At 52.3% G+C, this 19,350-nt stretch carries 17 protein-coding genes; 5 read left to right on the top strand and 12 right to left on the bottom strand.

Annotated features, from left to right (window positions below):
- Positions 1–2 precede the first annotated feature (2 nt).
- The 11 genes from mraY to leuO all read right to left on the bottom strand — a co-directional run bounded on the left by mraY (position 3) and on the right by leuO (position 12,736).
- Positions 3–1,085: a phospho-N-acetylmuramoyl-pentapeptide-transferase gene (gene mraY, locus OGV57_RS13325; RefSeq protein WP_005124610.1), complete on the bottom strand. Its 1,083-nt coding sequence runs from the start codon at positions 1,083–1,085 to the stop codon at positions 3–5.
- Positions 1,079–2,437, bottom strand: coding sequence for a UDP-N-acetylmuramoyl-tripeptide--D-alanyl-D-alanine ligase (gene murF / locus OGV57_RS13320; protein WP_003837429.1), 1,359 nt, complete (start codon positions 2,435–2,437; stop codon positions 1,079–1,081). Before murF ends, mraY begins: the two co-directional genes overlap by 7 nt.
- Positions 2,434–3,921 (bottom strand): UDP-N-acetylmuramoyl-L-alanyl-D-glutamate--2,6-diaminopimelate ligase, encoded by a 1,488-nt coding sequence (gene murE / locus OGV57_RS13315; RefSeq protein WP_003018780.1) that lies wholly within the window; start codon positions 3,919–3,921, stop codon positions 2,434–2,436. Before murE ends, murF begins: the two co-directional genes overlap by 4 nt.
- Entirely contained in the window at positions 3,908–5,674 is a 1,767-nt protein-coding gene (gene ftsI / locus OGV57_RS13310; RefSeq protein ID WP_003018783.1) for a peptidoglycan glycosyltransferase FtsI, read from the bottom strand. The genes murE and ftsI overlap by 14 nt, the downstream gene beginning before the upstream one ends.
- Before the next feature lie 15 nt (positions 5,675–5,689).
- On the bottom strand, positions 5,690–6,055 hold the full coding sequence (gene ftsL, locus OGV57_RS13305) for a cell division protein FtsL (RefSeq protein WP_000625651.1): 366 nt from the start codon (positions 6,053–6,055) through the stop codon (positions 5,690–5,692).
- Positions 6,052–6,993, bottom strand: coding sequence for a 16S rRNA (cytosine(1402)-N(4))-methyltransferase RsmH (gene rsmH, locus OGV57_RS13300; RefSeq protein ID WP_003018789.1), 942 nt, complete (start codon positions 6,991–6,993; stop codon positions 6,052–6,054). Before rsmH ends, ftsL begins: the two co-directional genes overlap by 4 nt.
- 1 nt (position 6,994) lies before the next feature.
- On the bottom strand, positions 6,995–7,453 hold the full coding sequence (gene mraZ / locus OGV57_RS13295) for a division/cell wall cluster transcriptional repressor MraZ (protein WP_003018792.1): 459 nt from the start codon (positions 7,451–7,453) through the stop codon (positions 6,995–6,997).
- Between the two features lie 613 nt (positions 7,454–8,066).
- Positions 8,067–9,071: a catabolite repressor/activator gene (gene cra / locus OGV57_RS13290; protein ID WP_003018794.1), complete on the bottom strand. Its 1,005-nt coding sequence runs from the start codon at positions 9,069–9,071 to the stop codon at positions 8,067–8,069.
- Between the two features lie 180 nt (positions 9,072–9,251).
- Entirely contained in the window at positions 9,252–9,743 is a 492-nt protein-coding gene (gene ilvN / locus OGV57_RS13285; RefSeq protein WP_003829566.1) for an acetolactate synthase small subunit, read from the bottom strand.
- A 2-nt stretch (positions 9,744–9,745) separates the two neighbouring features.
- Complete coding sequence (gene ilvI / locus OGV57_RS13280; protein ID WP_071684525.1) at positions 9,746–11,470, bottom strand: acetolactate synthase 3 large subunit; 1,725 nt, start codon at positions 11,468–11,470, stop codon at positions 9,746–9,748.
- A gap of 318 nt (positions 11,471–11,788) precedes the next feature.
- Positions 11,789–12,736, bottom strand: a complete 948-nt coding sequence (gene leuO / locus OGV57_RS13275) for a transcriptional regulator LeuO (protein ID WP_003837423.1) — start codon at positions 12,734–12,736, stop codon at positions 11,789–11,791.
- Positions 12,737–13,389: 653 nt separating this feature from the next.
- Between leuO and leuL the strand changes: the two genes are divergently transcribed.
- From leuL to leuD, 5 genes are all read left to right on the top strand, one after another.
- Positions 13,390–13,476: a leu operon leader peptide gene (leuL, locus tag OGV57_RS13270; protein WP_048998978.1), complete on the top strand. Its 87-nt coding sequence runs from the start codon at positions 13,390–13,392 to the stop codon at positions 13,474–13,476.
- Positions 13,477–13,567: 91 nt separating this feature from the next.
- Complete coding sequence (gene leuA, locus OGV57_RS13265; RefSeq protein WP_003837421.1) at positions 13,568–15,139, top strand: 2-isopropylmalate synthase; 1,572 nt, start codon at positions 13,568–13,570, stop codon at positions 15,137–15,139.
- Complete coding sequence (gene leuB, locus OGV57_RS13260; RefSeq protein WP_003837420.1) at positions 15,139–16,230, top strand: 3-isopropylmalate dehydrogenase; 1,092 nt, start codon at positions 15,139–15,141, stop codon at positions 16,228–16,230. The genes leuA and leuB overlap by 1 nt, the downstream gene beginning before the upstream one ends.
- 2 nt (positions 16,231–16,232) lie before the next feature.
- Positions 16,233–17,633, top strand: coding sequence for a 3-isopropylmalate dehydratase large subunit (gene leuC, locus OGV57_RS13255; RefSeq protein ID WP_016149551.1), 1,401 nt, complete (start codon positions 16,233–16,235; stop codon positions 17,631–17,633).
- Between the two features lie 10 nt (positions 17,634–17,643).
- Positions 17,644–18,249 (top strand): 3-isopropylmalate dehydratase small subunit, encoded by a 606-nt coding sequence (gene leuD / locus OGV57_RS13250; RefSeq protein ID WP_016149550.1) that lies wholly within the window; start codon positions 17,644–17,646, stop codon positions 18,247–18,249.
- Between the two features lie 45 nt (positions 18,250–18,294).
- Here leuD and idnR read toward each other — a convergent pair whose 3' ends face one another.
- Entirely contained in the window at positions 18,295–19,287 is a 993-nt protein-coding gene (gene idnR, locus OGV57_RS13245) for a DNA-binding transcriptional regulator IdnR (RefSeq protein WP_044699207.1), read from the bottom strand.
- Positions 19,288–19,350: the final 63 nt, after the last annotated feature.

Below are 19,350 nucleotides of genomic sequence, written 5' to 3'. Positions count from 1 at the left end.
GATTAACGTACCTTCAGCGTTGCCAGGCCAATCAGCACCAGCATCAGCGAAATAATCCAGAAGCGCACAATGACGCGCGGTTCCGGCCAGCCTTTCAGTTCATAGTGATGGTGAATCGGCGCCATACGGAAGATGCGCTGTCCGCGCAGCTTAAAGGAGCCAACCTGCAGAATGACCGACAGCGTTTCTACAACAAATACGCCGCCCATGATTACCAGCAGGAACTCTTGACGCAGCAGCACGGCAATAATGCCCAGCGCGCCACCCAGCGCCAGCGAACCGACGTCACCCATAAAGACCTGCGCCGGATAGGTGTTAAACCACAGGAAACCTAATCCCGCGCCGACAATCGCCGTACAGACGATCACCAGTTCGCCTGCATGGCGTAAATAAGGAATGTGCAGATAGTTGGCAAAGTTCATATTACCGGTCGCCCATGCCACCAGCGCAAAACCGGCGGCCACAAACACGGTCGGCATAATGGCCAGGCCATCCAGACCGTCGGTAAGGTTTACCGCATTCCCGGTACCGACAATGACGAAGTACGCCAGCAGGATGTAGAACAGCCCCAGTTGCGGCATCACGTCTTTAAAGAACGGCACCACCAGTTCAGTTGCCGGGGTGTCTTTTCCTGCCAGATACAGCGCAAACGCGACCCCTAATGCAATGACCGACATCCAGAAATATTTCCAGCGCGCTATCAGGCCTTTGGTGTCTTTACGCACCACTTTGCGGTAGTCATCGACAAAACCGATAATGCCGTAGCCAATCAGCACCACCAGCACGCACCACACGTACGGGTTGGATGGGTAGGCCCACAGCAGCACGGAGATAACAATCGCGGTGAGGATCATGATGCCGCCCATGGTCGGCGTACCACGTTTACTAAAGTGTGATTCTGGGCCGTCGTTACGCACGACCTGACCAAATGACATTTTTTGCAAGCGGGCAATCATACGCGGGCCCATCCACAAAGAGATGAACAGCGCGGTCAGCAGGCTGACGATGGCGCGAAACGTCAGATAGGAAAAGACGTTAAAGCCGGAATAATATTTGACCAAATGTTCGGCCAGCCAAACTAACATGTCCCATTCTCCTGTAATGCGCGTACTACCTCTTCCATGGCGGCACTACGTGAACCCTTCACTAAAATCGTCATGACCTGATGTTCTGCAATCAATGCTTTAAGATGCGCGGCCAGCGTACTTTTATCCGCAAAATGTTCGCCAACGCCACTGGCGTCGCTAATTGCCTGACTCAGTTTTCCCGTACTCAGTACACGGTCGATGCCTGCAGCTTTCGCAGCAACACCCACCTGTACATGGCATGCTTCGCTTTCTGCGCCAAGCTCTGCCATATCGCCAACGACCAGTACGCGATAGCCCGGCATTTCAGACAGCACCTGCACCGCTGCGGTCATCGAACCGACGTTCGCGTTATAGGAGTCGTCCAGCAGCAGCTGATTTTCCGCGAGTTGAATCGGGAACAGACGCCCCGGTACCGCTTGCAGATCCTTCAAACCCGCTTTGATCGCCTCGTGCGTCGCGCCTACCGCCATAGAGAGCGCCGCCGCCGCAAGGGCGTTAGCGATATTATGGCGACCCGGTAACGGCAGCAGGACATCAATGCTTCCGGTCGGCGTTTGCAGAGAAAATTCCGTGCCATGCGAGGTCACATGAACGTTGGTCGCCGAAAAGTCGCTATTGGCTGCATTCGGGGAGAAACGCCAGACTTTGCGATCGCCGATGATGCTTTGCCAGTTCAGCCAGTCGTTGTTGTCGGCATTCATAATGGCGATACCGTTCGCTGACAGGCCGGTAAAAATCTCACCTTTTGCCTTCGCAACGCCCGCCAGAGAGCCGAAGCCTTCCAGGTGCGCGGCGGCCAGGTTGTTCACCAGCGCCGCTTCCGGACGCGTCAGGCCGACGGTCCAGGCGATTTCGCCCTGATGGTTGGCACCGAGCTCAATCACGGCATAGTCGTAATCGTTGTTTAAGCGCAGCAGCGTCATCGGTACACCGATGTCGTTATTCAGGTTGCCCGCGGTATATAGGGTGTTACCACACTGGCTCAGAATGGCAGCCGTCATCTCTTTGACGGACGTTTTACCGGATGAGCCGGTCAGCGCGACAACGCGCGCCGGAACCTGGGCGCGAACCCACGCAGCCAGTTCACCAAACGCCAGACGCGTATCGTTAACAATCAGCTGCGGCAGGTTGGTGTCCAACGGGCGGCTGACCAACAGCGCACCGGCCCCGCTCTCTTGCGCTTTGTCTGCAAAATCATGGGCATCAAAGCGTTCGCCTTTCAGTGCCACAAACAGGCAGCCCGGCGTCACTTTACGCGTATCGGTTGTTACGGCATCAAGGGTCAGATCGGCCCCTTTCAATTCACCACGGAGGATCTCCGCCAGTTGGCTGAGCGTTACGCTAATCATGCGATAACCCCCAGCAGACGCGCTGCCGTGACGCGGTCAGAATAATCGAGGCGCTGTGAACCAACGATCTGGTAGTCTTCATGACCTTTACCGGCCACCAGCACCACATCATTTTCTTTCGCCTGCATAATGGCGTTTGTCACCGCTTCTGCGCGACCTTCCATCACCTTCGCCTGTCCGGCATCCAGCATCCCCGCCAGAATGTCGTTAATAATGGCGCGCGGCTCTTCGGTACGCGGGTTGTCATCGGTCACCACAACAACATCGGCAAACTGCTCGGCAATTGCGCCCATCAACGGACGTTTGCCTTTATCGCGATCGCCGCCGCAGCCAAAGACGCACCACAGTTTGCCAGTACAGTGCAAACGTGCCGCCTGTAGCGCTTTTTCCAGCGCATCTGGCGTATGGGCGTAATCAACAACCACGGTGGTTTTACCCGGCGCACTGAACACTTCCATACGCCCGCAAACCGGCTGCAATTGTGTCGCCGTTTTCAGTAAATCAGCTAACGGATATCCCAGTGCCAGCAGCGTTGCCAGCGCCAGCAGCAGATTGCTGACGTTAAACGCCCCCATCAGGCGGCTTTCAATTTCACCGTCGCCCCATGAGGAGGTAAAACGAATCGTTGCCCCGCTGTCGTGATACTTCACGTCAACCGCTTTTAACCAACGACCGTGACAGTTCGGGTTGATGTGGTCTTCCATCGAAACGGCAACCGCATCCGGGAGTTTCGCCAGCCAGCGACGACCGACTTCATCATCCGCATTGACGATGGCCTGACCGCAATGGTGCGTGGAATACAGCAGCCATTTCGCGGCTTCGTAATGTTCCATGTCGCCGTGGTAGTCGAGATGGTCACGGCTTAAGTTAGTAAATACTGATGCGGCAAACTTCAGCGCCGCCACGCGATGCTGAACCAGACCGTGTGAAGAGACTTCCATTGCGCCAACCGTTGCGCCCTGCGCAACCAGCCCCGCCAGCACATGCTGGACATCAACGGCTGAACCGGTGGTATTTTCCGTCGGGATCACTTTGCCCAGCAGGCCATTGCCTACTGTTCCCATCACCGCGCTGGTTTCGCCAAGCAGTTGGCTCCACTGTGCCAGCAGCTGGGTGGTGGTGGTTTTACCGTTGGTCCCGGTCACGCCGACCAGACGCATTTTCTCAGAAGGCTCGTGGTAAAAACGGCCTGCCAGTGCAGATAAACGTTCGTTAAGCTGACTAAGATAGATGACCGGAACGCCGTGCATTTCACGGATTTCACCATCAGTAGCTTCATCTTTCGCTTCTGCAATAATGGCAGCCACACCTTGCGCTATCGCCTGCGGGATATACCGACGCCCGTCCGCCTGATGACCTAATACTGCGACAAAGAGATCGCCCGATGCAGCCACACGGCTGTCAAGCGTCATCTCCCGCAGTGCTCGCTCCGGTGCACCCGGCACCCATGGAGCAAGAAGGTCGCGCAAATTACGATCTGCCACCTGTTGCCTCGCCTTGATTATTCACAAATTCATTTTTATCGCCCGTTGTCAGCGCATCCGGCTCGATGTTCATGGTACGCAATACGCCGCCCATGATGGCACCAAAGACCGGCGCGGAAACGGCGCCACCGTAGTATTTACCCGCCTGCGGATCGTTGATAACAACAACCAGCGCGAAGCGCGGCTGACTCGCAGGCGCAACACCTGCGGTATAAGCAATGTATTTGTTGATGTAGCGGCCATCCGGCCCTACTTTTTTCGCTGTACCGGTTTTAATGGCGATACGATAACCTTTAATCGCCGCCTTCACGCCGCCGCCGCCGGGCAGCGCCACGCTTTCCATCATGTGCACCACGGTACGTACGGTCGCTTCCGGGAAGATACGCTCGCCCGGAACTGGAGGGTCAACTTTAGTAATCGACAGTGGACGATAAACGCCGTAACTGCCGATCGTTGCATAGACTCGCGCTAACTGTAACGGCGTTACCATTAGCCCGTAGCCGAAAGAGAAGGTGGCCCTCTCTATGTCAGACCACCGTTGTTTTTGAGGATATAAGCCACTGCGTTCTCCGACCAACCCCAAATTGGTCGCTTTTCCCAGCCCAAAACGTGAGTAAGTATCTACTAACGCTGAGGACGGCATCGCTAACGCCAGCTTGGAAACACCGACGTTACTCGACTTCTGCAAAACCCCGGTGAGGGTTAATTCGCTATAACGTGCCACGTCTTTGATTTCGTGGCCATTAATTCGGTAAGGGATAGTGTTGAGGACCGTATTTTCGCGTACCACACCGCGCTGCAGCGCGGTCATCACCACCATCGGTTTAACGGTAGAACCCGGTTCAAACACGTCGGTAATAGTGCGGTTACGCATCGCGTCTTTTGGCGTACCGGTGAGATTGTTCGGGTTGTAGGACGGACTGTTGGCCATTGCCAGCACTTCACCGGTGTTCACATCCACCAGTACCGCACTGCCTGACTCCGCCTTGTTGAACGCCACGGCGTTATTCAGTTCACGGTAGACCAGTGCCTGTAAACGCTCATCAATGCTCAACGCGAGGTTATGCGCCGCCTGGCTGTCGGTAGAGGAGATATCTTCAATGACGCGGCCATACCGGTCTTTACGTACAATACGCTCGCCCGGTTGTCCGGTGAGCCACTTGTCGAAGCTCTTCTCAACGCCTTCAATGCCCTGGCTGTCGACGTTCGTAAATCCGATGAGGTGAGCAGTCACTTCCCCGGAAGGGTAGTAACGGCGGGATTCTTCGCGCAGATGGATACCTGGCAGCTTCAGTTTTTTGATGTAATCAGCCATGTCAGGGTTTACCTGACGCGCCAGATAGATAAAGCGCCCTTTCGGGTTGGCGTTAATGCGGGAAGCCAGTTGATCGAGCGGGAGATTCAGCGCGGTTGACAGCGCTCTCCAGCGTTCGCCAACGCTCACTCCGCCGGCATCATGTACTTCTTTCGGGTCGGCCCATATAGCTTTAACCGGAACACTCACCGCCAGCGGACGACCAGAGCGGTCGGTAATCATTCCGCGCGATGTAGACACTTCCTGGACGCGTAGAGAGCGCATATCACCCTGACGCACCAGCATGTCCGGCGCGATGATTTGCAGCCAGGCAACGCGACCCAGCAGAAAACCCAGTGCCAGCAAAATACAGCCGCACAGTAACGCAAAACGCCAACTGATAAAGTTGGCTTGTTCTTCCTGGCGTTTTGGTTTGTGCGTTTTTGCCGCTGCTTTCATGCGTCGCGTTTATCCTTATTTTTGTACTACGATATTTTCTTGTGAGGGATCGACATGCTGCATTTGCAGCTTTTCCGTTGCGATCCGTTCAACACGGCTATGGTCGCCGAGCGCGTTCTCCTCAAGGATCAAGTTACGCCATTCGATATCCAGCGCATCTCGCTCCAGGACCAGCTGCTCACGCTGCGCAGTCAGTAACCGCGTATGGTGCGCTGTTGTCACGACGGTAACCGCCGTCAAAATAATGCAAATGAACAGGCAGAGTGGCAGCTTCCCAAACCGCAAAAGATCGTCACCGATCACGCCAGGCAAGGCATGGCGCTCGTTGCTTCCTATCGATCCTTTAACTTTGCTGAGGGCTTCTGTCACTCTGCTGATCATGCGTTCGTCCTCTCTGCAATACGCAGAACTGAACTACGGGCACGAGGATTCTCAGCGACCTCTTCTTCACCCGGCATCATCTTGCCTAGTGCTCTTAACTCACGGCCGCCCAGTTTTTTGATCTGCGCTTCGGTCATCGGTATTCCAGCCGGTACCTGAGGACCACGGCTTTGTTCACGCATAAAGCGTTTCACAATGCGGTCTTCAAGCGAATGGAAACTGATGATCGAAAGGCGACCACCTGGAGCCAGCACGCTGAGCGAGCTTTTTAGCGCCTGCTCTATCTCCTCCAGTTCACTGTTCACCCAAATGCGCACCGCCTGGAAGGTACGGGTCGCGGGATGTTTGAATTTGTCCTTCACCGGCATTGCCGCCGCAATAACTTCCGCCAGTTCTTTGGTGCGGGTCATCGGTTCGATGCGGTTACGCTCCACGATGGCGCGCGCAATGCGTTTGCCGAAGCGCTCTTCGCCAAAGGTTTTAATCACCCAGGCAATGTCTGCTTCATCGGCGGTTTGCAGCCATTCGGCCGCTGACTGACCGCGTGTTGGGTCCATACGCATATCTAACGGACCGTCACGCATAAACGAAAAACCGCGCTCTGCGTCATCGAGCTGCGGTGAAGAAACGCCCAGATCGAGAAGAATCCCGTCGATCTTACCGGTCAGTCCACGCTCAGCGACATAGTCAGCCAGCGCAGAGAAAGGTCCATGTACGATGGAGAAGCGAGGATCGGTAATCGTTTTAGCAACGGCAATAGCCTGCGGATCGCGATCGATTGCCAGTAAACGCCCCTCTTCGCCAAGCTGGGAGAGGATCAGACGTGAGTGACCACCGCGACCAAATGTCCCGTCAATGTAGATGCCGTCTGGACGAATATTCAGGCCGTTTACGGCTTCATCCAGCAACACCGTTGTATGTTTATAATTTTCCGTCATTTTATAGAGACAAATCCTGCAATCGTTCCGACAACGCGCCAGTAACAGACTGCTCAGCGTCGATATCTTCCTTGACCTGTTGATACCAGGTCGTTTCATCCCACAGCTCAAACTTATTGAACTGCCCAACCAGCATCACTTCTTTCGTTAGCCCTGCGTGTTGCCGCAGAATAGGCGCTATCAGTAATCGACCAGCGTTATCCATCTGACATTCGCTGGCATGACCCAACAATAAGCGCTGTACGCGACGCTCAACTGGATTCATGCTCGACAGACGCGATAGCTTCTGCTCGATTATTTCCCATTCAGGCAGGGGGTACAGCAGCAGGCACGGGTGATGGATGTCAATGGTGCAAACCATTTGACCGGTAGCGCTCTCAAGCAGTTGATCCCGATAACGGGTAGGCACGGATAAGCGCCCTTTACTGTCGAGATTAACTAACGTTGCTCCCCGGAACATGCCAGTCTCACCCCCGATTACCACTTTATCCCACAAATTCCCACTTAAAGGAGTTTACGGAGCGGAGGAAAACCTTGTCAAGCAAGTCGCGGCGCTTAGCGGAGCAAAAAACCCATTGTTTACGGCTAATATCAGCGTTGAACAAAATCCGTACAGCAAACGAAGCAAATTAACGTCATGAATATTTGTAAGAAAAAAATCCAACAACTCATCATTGTTTAAAACAACTGAATATCATCAGAAGAAAATATAAAGTGTCAGTTTGCGACGCGAGCGGCATTTTAGGACAATATGCAGCGAGTTAACAGTACCAGTTAATCGGTCTGTACGCCGCGCAGGACCAAGGTAAGCACCAGATGGCCGCAATACGAGAGCAAAGTGTTTGTTAATTCGGCAAATCCACACATGCATGTAACAAAATAATACAACCGTAACGCGTCGTTACGTATCAATAACCCAAAAATGGATAGTTGCATTTTTAATTCGGGGTATTTCAAGAATACATTTCAGATAATTCTAAAGAATATTCTTAAATATAATGCGGTTATTTCTGAGAATAGAAAAACTGAAGACGTCAGAAGCTTATCCCGCCGACGTCATCAATTGAGGAAACTTAGTTACGGCTGAGAATACCGCGACGGTACAGATTACGCCGTATACGCGTTAAACCTGGTTTTGGTTTACGCGGTTCGTCCAGGCTTGCCAGTACAATCTCCAGCACGCGTTCCGCGACATCACGATGGCGCTGTGCCACCGCCAGTACAGGGCACTGCAGGAAGTCGAGCAGTTCATGATCACCAAAAGTCGCAATCGCTAAATCAGACGGCAACTGCCCATCACGACGCAGGGTCACATCCATCACCCCCTGCAACAGGGCAAACGACGTGGTAAACAACGCCTGAGGCATTGGGTGCGTTTCCAGCCATTTATCAAACAGCTGCGCTGCAGCTTCCCGCTCATAGCTGTTGGCGTACAGGAAATGGACTTCACGCGGATCGTCCTTCCACGCGGTACGAAAACCCTGTTCGCGCAGGAAACTGACGGATAATTCAGGAAGCGCGCCCAGATAGAGGACGGTTTCAGCAGGGAATTTGCGTAACTCTTCCGCCAGCATTTCCGCATCATCCTGATCTGCACCCACAACGCTGGTAAAATGTTCGCGATCCAGTGCACGATCCAGCGCCACAATCGGGAATGAACTGTTTGCCCAGCGTTGGTAGAACGGATGTTCAGGCGGCAAGGAAGTCGACACAATAATGGCATCGACCTGGCGCTGTAAAAGATGCTCAATACAGCGCATTTCGTTATCTGGCTGATCTTCAGAGCAGGCAATCAACAGCTGATACCCACGTTGACGCGCCTGGCGCTCCAGATAGTTTGCGATCCGGGTATAGCTCGTGTTCTCAAGATCCGGGATCACCAGCCCGATAGAACGTGTGCGTCCAGCACGCAGCCCGGCCGCCACGGCATTCGGGTGGTAATTATGCTCGCGCACCACCGCCATGACTTTTTCAACCGTTTTGTCGCTTACGCGATATTGCTTTGCTTTGCCATTAATAACGTAGCTTGCAGTCGTTCGCGAAACGCCGGCCAACCGAGCGATTTCATCCAGTTTCACAATTGCCCCTTGCGTAAAATGTACAAACCATAACCTTTGTGATGGCATGGGTTAAATTTATTAACATCTAAGCGCAGAATAATGACTCCGGCAACCGCTTTTGTCTCTGGTTACCGCTGATTTCGCAAAAAAAAGCCCAACCTGAGTCGTTGGGCTTGCGAATTAAGAACCCGATCATGATTAACGCATGATTTTATCGCCGCGGGAAAGCCCAACCACGCCGGAGCGAGCAACTTCCACAATTTTAGCGACTTCACGCAGCGTTGCCAGAAACGCATCCAGCTTATCGCTGGTGCCCGCCAGTTGTACGGTGTAGATAGAAGGCGTGACATCGATGATTTGCCCGCGGAAAATCTCCGTGTTGCGTTTCACTTCTTCCCGGCCATAACCGCTGGCCTGGATTTTCACCAGCATGATTTCTCGTTCAACGTGGGCGCCCTGTCCCAGCTCGCTAACGCGCAGAACATCCACCAGTTTGTGGAGCTGCTTTTCGATCTGCTCAAGGACTTTCTCATCCCCTACCGTCTGAATCGTCATCCGCGATAAGGTCGGATCGTCGGTCGGCGCGACGGTCAGGCTTTCAATGTTGTAACCACGCTGGGCGAAGAGGCCAATCACACGCGATAATGCACCTGACTCGTTTTCAAGCAATACTGATAATATCCGGCGCATAATCAGGTCCTCTCCGTTTTGCTTAACCACATTTCATCCATCCCCCCCCCACGAATCTGCATCGGGTAGACATGTTCACTACCGTCGACGGTGACATCGACAAACACCAGACGATGGTTATGCACATGTTCCAGCGCTTCGCCCAGCTTGCTCTCAAGTTCTTCAGGCCGATTAATCTGGATACCGATATGCCCATAAGCCTCAGCAAGGCGCACGAAATCGGGCAGCGACTGCATGTAAGACTGTGAGTGACGCCCGGAGTAGATCATGTCCTGCCACTGTTTGACCATGCCGAGATAACGGTTGTTAAGGTTGAGTACCAGCACCGGCAGTTCATATTGCAGCGCCGTCGACAGCTCCTGGATATTCATCTGAATGCTGCCATCCCCGGTGACGCACACTACCGTTTCATCCGGCAAAGCCATTTTCACCCCTAACGCCGCAGGTAAACCGAATCCCATAGTGCCGAGGCCGCCTGAGTTAATCCAGCGACGCGGTTTATCGAACGGATAGTAAAGTGCGGCAAACATCTGGTGCTGGCCAACGTCAGAAGTCACATACGCCTCCCCTTTCGTCAGACGCCAGATGGTTTCAATCACCGCCTGCGGCTTAATACTTTCGCTTTGCGTGTCGTATTTCAGACACTGACGGGCGCGCCAGTGCTCAATCTGTTGCCACCAGTCACGATTATCATCCAGCGGCTGCTGAGATTTCTCCTGCTCCAGCAGTTCGAGCATCTGATCCAGCACCAGGCGGGCATCCCCCACAATCGGAATATCCGCAGTAACGGTTTTGGAAATAGAGGTCGGATCGATATCGATATGCAGCACGGTCGCATTCGGACAATATTTTGCCAGGTTATTCGTCGTTCGATCGTCAAAGCGAACGCCGACGGCAAAGATCACATCGGAATGATGCATGGTCATATTGGCTTCGTAAGTACCGTGCATGCCCAACATGCCCAGCGCCTGACGATGCGTGGCCGGAAACGCGCCCAACCCCATGAGCGAGGAGACAACCGGCAGATTCAGCGCTTCAGCAATCTGAGCTAACTGCTCATGGCAAGCGGCATTGACCGCACCACCGCCCACATAGACAACCGGTTTCTTCGCCACGACCAGCGTCTGCAACGCCCGTTTTATCTGTCCTTTATGTCCCGTCGTCGTCGGATTATACGAGCGCATACTCACCGAGTCCGGCCAGCTATAAGGCAGTTTCTTCGCCGGATTCAGAATATCCTTCGGCAAATCCACCACCACTGGCCCCGGACGACCGCTTGCTGCCAGCCAGAAGGCTTTTTTCAGCACCTGCGGGATATCTTCCGTTTGTTTGACCAGGAAGCTATGTTTCACCACCGGGCGGGATATACCTACCATGTCGCACTCCTGGAAGGCATCGTAGCCAATCAGCGACGTTGCGACCTGTCCGGAGAGGATCACCAGCGGAATGGAATCCATGTAAGCCGTTGCGATCCCGGTAATCGCGTTGGTCGCCCCCGGCCCGGAGGTGACCAATACGACCCCCACTTCTCCCGTGGCACGCGCAAGGCCATCAGCCATATGTACCGCCGCTTGTTCATGGCGGACCAGCACATGATCAATACCGCCGACCGTATGCAGGGCATCATAAATATCGAGGACGGCCCCCCCGGGATAACCGAATACCTGCTTCACACCCTGATCGATGAGCGATCGGACGACCATCTCGGCTCCAGACAACATCTCCATGGCTTGCCTCACTCTTATAATGAATTGCGGTTTAACAACACATTAACCGCTGACGATGACGCATGGCAATTGACTCCGAAGGGGTGGCACTGGAGTAAATAAGAATAAAAAGGAGGAAAGACGCGAATAAACGGAGAATTAAACCAGCATAAGCAATCAGTATGATAAATAATCGCTTAAAAATGGGAACTTACAGCAATTACTCTATTTTTTGACACTTTTGGACAGACGTAAAAAATAGAGTTCAGCATAAAATTTCAGTTATAAAGTTAAAAGCAGAATAAACAGGATGCGCCGTCCGGTTTACTCTGCTAAATGCTACTGCTTACAAACGGAGACTAACAACTCTTCCATCCATTGATGTCCTTTATCCCGGCCTGCGGCTTCATGCCATGAAAGATAGCATGTGCGGCTGTTCAATTTTAACGGTAAAGGCAAGATCTGTAGTTCTAAAGAATCGGCAAATTCTTCTGCTAACCAACGTGGCGCAATAGAGACCAAATGCGTTTGCGACACAATATTAAGAACGCTAATTAATGCCATGCCCTGATAAGCCACTGAGGATTGTTTATCCGGTGTGTCATACCACGGTTGGCTGAATGATGCGAAGCGATCAAGTGACACCACCGCATGCTGTTCATTATAGACATTGCTTTCCAGTAAAGGACCACTAATGCGCGGATGCTTTTTACTTGCCACTAACACCATTTCGTCATTGAATAACGGAATACTGGTAAATTCAGGACGTCGGAACTCTTCATAGCTAATAACGAATTCAGTTTCCTGGTAACGTAATTGATGCTCTGTATTTTGATTGAGTGAAGATTTAAATACGACATGAATGTTTGGTGCAACTTGCTCAACCCTATTATAAATCAACGAGGTCAGAATATTATCCAATGGGCTGCATACGCAAAGATTGAATACGCGCTCGCTGCTGGCTGGCTCAAAACCCGATCCAGGCAGTTCATTCTGCACTAATTGCAATGCCTGGCGAACAGAACCAAATAGCTGGAAGGCTCTTGCTGTCGGCTGGATACCGCGTCCATAACGAACAAAAAGCTCATCATTAAACATAATTTTCAGGCGCGCGACCGCATTACTGACAGCAGGTTGCGACATCCCCAAAGTATGCGCGGCACGGGTGATGTTTTGTTCTTGCATCACCGCATCAAAGACGGTTAATAAATTAAGATCAACCATGCGAAGCTGTGGTTTCCCAATATCTATAATATTTGTTTTATCTGTTATTTTTACTTCTGGCATATTTAACTCCACTGTCACTCTAAACTCCCTTTTCCCAGACGGAGTGAAGAAATAATCTCCGTTAATATGATTTACCATACATATAAGATGAGAAAAAGAAAAAACATTAAAATTAGGAAAACATAAAGGCACAAACCTAAATGAACAAAAGACCAATGCGATCGCAGTGTGGCAGTGTCACTGCACGGTGATTCATATGTTTAAATTTCAAAAACAATATAACCATAAGCATGGCGAATATACAATCATACGTATAGTGAATGTGTATTTAAGTTTTAATTAAATGTTTATATTATTAATACATTAAAAGTTAACATTAATTTATCAATTTTGTGGTGTTACACCACCCATAGCCATTCATAATTACTATAAAAACAGATAAATCATCAAGATATGAAATTCCAAGAGCGATTTTTCCTTCAGTTCGCCGTTACAATAAATGCAAATAACTATGCTCAAATATGTCAAAACATGAAAATTATGTACAACCATCAACTGATTAATTTTATGTAGCCCGAAAAATTCAGCACAATTCGCTTAAGTTTTGCAGAAACTTCCCCCCTCTAACGAGGCATTTGCTGGAGTGAGGGTTGACATCAGTCTTCATATCCAGTACCACTAAAAGCATATCGCATTCGCCTGGAGCTTAATTGATGACTTACATTGCTCGTTTCAACGGTCTACTACTACTAAACGCATCTTCGTTGCGCGGTAGACTGGTGGACGACATTCAGCATTAAGTCAGCTCCAGTTAAGACAAAAAACCCGCGCCGTTGCGCGGGTTTTTTTATGCTCGAAGCAAGGCGCCCTAAGAAACCAAGGACCTAAACCATGAGCCAGCAAGTCATTATTTTCGATACCACCTTACGCGATGGTGAACAGGCGTTACAGGCAAGCCTGAGTGTGAAAGAAAAACTGCAGATTGCGCTGGCCCTTGAGCGTATGGGCGTTGACGTGATGGAAGTGGGTTTCCCCGTTTCTTCACCGGGCGACTTTGAGTCAGTTCAGACTATCGCTCGTCAGGTTAAAAACAGCCGCGTTTGTGCCTTAGCTCGCTGCGTAGAAAAAGATATCGACGTTGCCGCAGAATCTCTGAAAGTCGCTGAGGCTTTCCGTATTCATACGTTTATCGCCACCTCGCCGATGCACATCGCGACGAAATTACGCAGTACGCTGGATGAGGTCATTGAGCGCGCGGTCTACATGGTTAAGCGTGCGCGTAATTATACCGATGACGTGGAGTTCTCCTGCGAAGATGCAGGCCGTACCCCTATCGCCGATTTGGCTCGCGTGGTTGAAGCTGCCATTAACGCGGGAGCCAAAACCATTAACATCCCCGATACCGTCGGTTACACCATGCCTTTCGAATTTGGGGCAATCATTTCTGGCCTGTATGAACGCGTACCAAATATCGATAAAGCCATCATCTCCGTACACACCCATGATGATTTAGGTTTGGGCGTAGGCAACGCACTGGCAGCCGTTCACGCCGGAGCGCGTCAGGTGGAAGGCGCGATGAACGGTATCGGCGAACGCGCCGGTAACTGCTCACTGGAAGAAGTGATCATGGCGATCAAAGTGCGTAAAGATATCCTGAATGTACAGACCCGCATCAATCACCAGGAGATCTGGCGCACCAGTCAATTAGTCAGCCAAATCTGCAACATGCCTATTCCTGCTAACAAAGCCATTGTCGGTAGTGGTGCCTTTGCCCACTCTTCCGGCATCCATCAGGACGGCGTACTGAAAAATCGTGAAAACTACGAAATCATGACGCCTGAATCCATCGGCCTGAACCAGGTACAGCTGAACCTGACGTCCCGTTCCGGACGTGCCGCGGTGAAACACCGTATGGACGAGATGGGATATAAAGAAAATGAATACAGCCTGGACAACCTGTACGACGCATTCCTGAAACTGGCGGACAAAAAAGGTCAGGTATTTGATTACGACCTGGAAGCGCTGGCCTTCATTAATAAACAGCAGGAAGAACCGGAGCATTTCCGTCTGGATTACTTCAGCGTGCAGTCCGGCTCAAACGACATCGCCACCGCCTCCGTCAAGCTGGCCTGTGGTGAAGAAGTCAAAGCCGAAGCGGCGAACGGTAACGGTCCGGTCGATGCCATTTATCAGGCAATCAACCGTGTAACTGAGTACAACGTCGAACTGGTGAAATACAGCCTGACCGCCAAAGGGCACGGTAAAGATGCGCTGGGTCAGGTGGATATCGTTGCCAACTATAACGGTCGTCGTTTCCACGGCGTCGGTCTGGCGACAGATATCGTCGAATCTTCCGCTAAAGCAATGGTTCATGTGCTGAACAACATCTGGCGCGCCGAAGAAGTCGAAAAAGAATTGCAACGCAAAGCTCAGAACAACGAGAACAACAAGGAAACCGTGTGATGTCGAAGAATTATCATATTGCTGTTTTGCCGGGTGACGGTATTGGCCCGGAAGTGATGGCGCAAGCCCTGAAGGTACTGGACGCAATCCGCAACCGCTTTAACATGCGCATTACCACCAGCCACTACGACGTGGGTGGTGCCGCTATCGATAACCACGGTCAGCCGCTGCCGCCTGCAACGGTTGAAGGCTGTGAACAAGCTGACGCCATTCTGTTTGGCTCCGTTGGCGGCCCGAAATGGGAAAATCTGCCGCCAAACCAGCAGCCAGAGCGTGGCGCGCTGCTGCCATTGCGTAAGCACTTCAAATTATTCAGTAATCTGCGCCCAGCTAAGCTCTATCAGGGTCTGGAAGCGTTTTGCCCTCTGCGCGCAGATATTGCCGCGAACGGTTTCGACATCCTGTGCGTACGCGAACTGACTGGCGGAATTTACTTCGGTCAACCAAAAGGTCGCGAAGGCAGCGGACAACATGAAAAAGCCTTTGATACCGAGGTTTATCACCGTTTCGAGATCGAACGTATTGCGCGTATCGCGTTTGAATCCGCCCGTAAACGTCGCCGTAAAGTCACGTCGATTGATAAAGCTAACGTACTGCAAACGTCTATTCTGTGGCGCGAAATCGTCAATGAAATTGCTAATGAATACCCAGACGTTGAACTGGCGCATATGTACATCGACAACGCGACGATGCAATTGATCAAAGATCCTTCCCAGTTCGACGTGTTGCTGTGCTCTAACCTGTTTGGCGACATTCTGTCTGACGAGTGCGCCATGATCACCGGTTCAATGGGCATGTTACCGTCCGCCAGCCTGAATGATCAGGGCTTCGGTTTGTACGAGCCTGCTGGCGGCTCCGCTCCTGACATCGCCGGGAAAAACATTGCCAACCCTATCGCCCAAATCCTGTCGCTGGCGCTGCTGCTGCGCTACAGCCTGGATGCCAATGATGCGGCAACCGCAATTGAGAGCGCCATCAACCGCGCATTAGAAGAAGGCATCCGCACCGGTGACTTAGCCCGTGGCGCTGCCGCAGTCAGTACCGATGAAATGGGCGACATCATTGCCCGTTACGTCGCAGAAGGGGTGTAATCATGGCCAAAACGTTATACGAAAAATTGTTTGATGCGCACGTCGTCTTTGAAGCGCAAAACGAAACCCCGCTGTTGTACATCGACAGACATCTGGTGCATGAAGTGACCTCTCCGCAAGCGTTTGATGGCCTGCGCGCGCATGGCCGTCAGGTACGCCAGCCGGGTAAAACCTTTGCCACCATGGATCACAACGTCTCTACCCAGACCAAAGACATCAACGCGTCGGGTGAGATGGCACGCATCCAGATGCAAGAGCTGATTAAGAACTGTAACGAATTTGGCGTCGAGCTGTATGACCTGAACCATCCGTATCAGGGTATCGTTCACGTGATGGGGCCAGAACAAGGCGTGACGTTGCCGGGTATGACCATCGTCTGCGGCGATTCCCACACCGCTACACACGGCGCGTTCGGCGCGCTGGCGTTTGGTATTGGCACCTCTGAAGTTGAACACGTTCTGGCGACGCAGACCCTGAAACAGGGGCGCGCCAAAACCATGAAGATTGAAGTCAACGGTAAAGCAGCCCCTGGCATTACCGCCAAAGATATTGTGCTGGCGATTATCGGTAAAACCGGTAGTGCAGGCGGTACCGGACACGTAGTTGAGTTTTGTGGCGAAGCCATCCGCGCGCTGAGCATGGAAGGCCGCATGACCCTGTGCAACATGGCGATCGAATTGGGCGCGAAAGCGGGCTTGGTCGCGCCAGACCAGACCACCTTCAACTATGTCGAAGGCCGTCTGCATGCACCGAAAGGCAAAGACTTTGACGACGCGGTCGCCTACTGGAAAACCCTGCAAACGGATGAAGGCGCCACTTTCGACAGCGTCATCACCCTGCAAGCGGAAGAGATTGCGCCGCAGGTCACCTGGGGAACAAACCCGGGTCAGGTCATTTCGGTGAACGATAATATTCCCGACCCGGCATCCTTTGCCGATCCCGTTGAGCGCGCATCGGCTGAAAAAGCGCTGGCGTATATGGGGCTGAAGCCAGGTATTCCGTTAACGGAAGTGGCTATCGATAAAGTGTTCATCGGTTCCTGCACCAACTCGCGTATTGAAGATTTACGCGCCGCGGCGGAAATCGCCAAAGGACGTAAAGTTGCGCCAGGCGTACAGGCACTGGTGGTGCCGGGCTCTGGCCCGGTGAAAGCGCAGGCGGAAGCAGAAGGTCTGGACAAGATCTTTATCGAAGCAGGATTCGAATGGCGTTTACCAGGCTGTTCCATGTGTCTGGCCATGAACAATGACCGCCTGAATCCGGGCGAGCGCTGCGCATCCACCAGCAACCGTAATTTTGAAGGCCGTCAGGGCCGCGGTGGTCGCACGCATTTAGTCAGCCCGGCCATGGCCGCCGCTGCCGCCGTTACCGGTCATTTTGCCGACATTCGCAGCATCAAATAAGGAAACCACCATGGCAGAGAAATTTACCCAGCATACCGGCCTGGTTGTCCCACTGGATGCCGCCAACGTTGATACCGACGCAATCATTCCCAAACAGTTTTTGCAGAAGGTTACGCGTACCGGTTTTGGCGCTCATCTGTTTAACGACTGGCGTTTTCTGGACGAAAAAGGACAACAGCCAAATCCTGAGTTCGTTTTGAACTTCCCGGAATATAATGGGGCATCAATTCTGCTGGCGCGCGAAAACTTCGGCTGCGGTTCGTCACGTGAACATGCGCCTTGGGCGTTGACCGATTACGGTTTTAAAGTGGTGATTGCCCCAAGCTTCGCCGACATCTTCTACGGCAACAGTTTCAATAACCAACTGCTGCCGGTGACTCTGAGCGACGCGCAGGTAGATGAAATGTTTACCCTGGTGAAAGCCAATCCGGGCATTAAATTTGAAGTGGATCTGGAAGCGCAGGTGGTGAAAGCGGGCGATAAGTCCTACAGCTTTAAAATCGACGACTTCCGCCGCCACTGCATGCTGAACGGTCTGGACAGCATCGGGCTGACGCTGCAGCATGAAGCAGCCATCACCGAGTACGAAGACAAGCAGCCAGCATTTATGCAGTAATCTCTCCCGCTGGTCACCGCACGGTGGCCAGCCTCTACTCTTCGCCTACAGCGTATCGCCGTAATAGATTTGGTAGCCAAGATTAACGCTGCCCGGCGCATCCTTCCCGCCAAGACGTTTAATCAAAATATCCGCCGCCGTTTTGCCAATCTCAAAGCGTGGTGTAATCACGCTGGCGATTTTTTGCAGCCGCGCACGGCCAATTTCCAGCCCGTGGAAACCGGCAATCGCCATTTTTCCCGGCACATCGTACTGCTGTGCCTGACACTCCAGCAGCACGCCAACCGCCAGGTCATCGTTGGTACAGAAAATAGCGTCAATATCCGGCTTTTCCGCCATCGCCTGCTGGAACATTTTGCGCCCCAGCGCTACCGACGAAATCGTTTTTGGCGCCAGGTGATACGCCTCCAGCCCCTGCGCAGCCAGCGCATTCTCGGTACCGCGGTAACGACTCAAATCGCGAGGGTCGTCCATTGATCCAAAGAACGCAATGTGACGTTTTCCACTGTCGATAAACGCCTGGGTCATCTCGAAGGCCGCTTTTTCGTTATCGAAACCGACCTGTATATCCAGATACTGGCCGCTAATATCCATCAGTTCCGCCACAGGTACGCCGCTGGCGCGCACGTACTGGATCATCCGCTCGGTATGCAGCTTTCCGGTGAGGATCAAGCCGTCGATATTGTAAGAGAGCAGATTCAGAACCTCGCGTTCTTCACGCTCGGCGTCATATTCGTAGTTGGCGATCAGCGTCTGGTACTGGCAAGCCGAGGTGACGGATTCAATTCCCGCCAGCACGTCGGCAAAGATCTGATTACGAAACGAGGGGATCAGCACACCAATAGTTTTGCTACGTGCGTTGAGCAGAATTTCCGGAGCGCGGTTAGGAATGTAGTTGTTCTCTTCCATGATTTTCGAAATCAATTCACGGCTGCGTTGCGACACCTGATTCGGGTCACGCAGATAACGGCTGACCGTCATCTTATTCAGACCGGCCAGATTAGCGATATCCTGTAATGTCATCCGATTGTTTTTCATGAGGTTCTCTACGACCAACATCCCATTATGCTCGCAGAGAACCTTATCACAGCCGGTTAGCGA

It is taken from the genome of Citrobacter sp. Cf087, assembly GCF_030334285.1.
Lineage (GTDB): Bacteria > Pseudomonadota > Gammaproteobacteria > Enterobacterales > Enterobacteriaceae > Citrobacter > Citrobacter freundii.
Note: the sequence above shows the minus strand (reverse complement) of the source record. Positions and strands in the feature narration are given on the sequence as shown.

Bases quoted from the DNA above. Each gene is read 5' to 3' on its own strand.
- mraY (WP_005124610.1), bottom strand. From the start codon at position 1,085: ATGTTAGTTTGGCTGGCCGAACATTTGGTCAAATATTATTCCGGCTTT.
- murF (WP_003837429.1), bottom strand. From the start codon at position 2,437: ATGATTAGCGTAACGCTCAGCCAACTGGCGGAGATCCTCCGTGGTGAA.
- ftsI (WP_003018783.1), bottom strand. From the start codon at position 5,674: ATGAAAGCAGCGGCAAAAACGCACAAACCAAAACGCCAGGAAGAACAA.
- ftsL (WP_000625651.1), bottom strand. From the start codon at position 6,055: ATGATCAGCAGAGTGACAGAAGCCCTCAGCAAAGTTAAAGGATCGATA.
- rsmH (WP_003018789.1), bottom strand. From the start codon at position 6,993: ATGACGGAAAATTATAAACATACAACGGTGTTGCTGGATGAAGCCGTA.
- mraZ (WP_003018792.1), bottom strand. From the start codon at position 7,453: ATGTTCCGGGGAGCAACGTTAGTTAATCTCGACAGTAAAGGGCGCTTA.
- ilvN (WP_003829566.1), bottom strand. From the start codon at position 9,743: ATGCGCCGGATATTATCAGTATTGCTTGAAAACGAGTCAGGTGCATTA.
- ilvI (WP_071684525.1), bottom strand. From the start codon at position 11,470: ATGGAGATGTTGTCTGGAGCCGAGATGGTCGTCCGATCGCTCATCGAT.
- leuO (WP_003837423.1), bottom strand. From the start codon at position 12,736: ATGCCAGAAGTAAAAATAACAGATAAAACAAATATTATAGATATTGGG.
- leuL (WP_048998978.1), top strand. From the start codon at position 13,390: ATGACTTACATTGCTCGTTTCAACGGTCTACTACTACTAAACGCATCT.
- leuA (WP_003837421.1), top strand. From the start codon at position 13,568: ATGAGCCAGCAAGTCATTATTTTCGATACCACCTTACGCGATGGTGAA.
- leuB (WP_003837420.1), top strand. From the start codon at position 15,139: ATGTCGAAGAATTATCATATTGCTGTTTTGCCGGGTGACGGTATTGGC.
- leuC (WP_016149551.1), top strand. From the start codon at position 16,233: ATGGCCAAAACGTTATACGAAAAATTGTTTGATGCGCACGTCGTCTTT.
- leuD (WP_016149550.1), top strand. From the start codon at position 17,644: ATGGCAGAGAAATTTACCCAGCATACCGGCCTGGTTGTCCCACTGGAT.
- idnR (WP_044699207.1), bottom strand. From the start codon at position 19,287: ATGAAAAACAATCGGATGACATTACAGGATATCGCTAATCTGGCCGGT.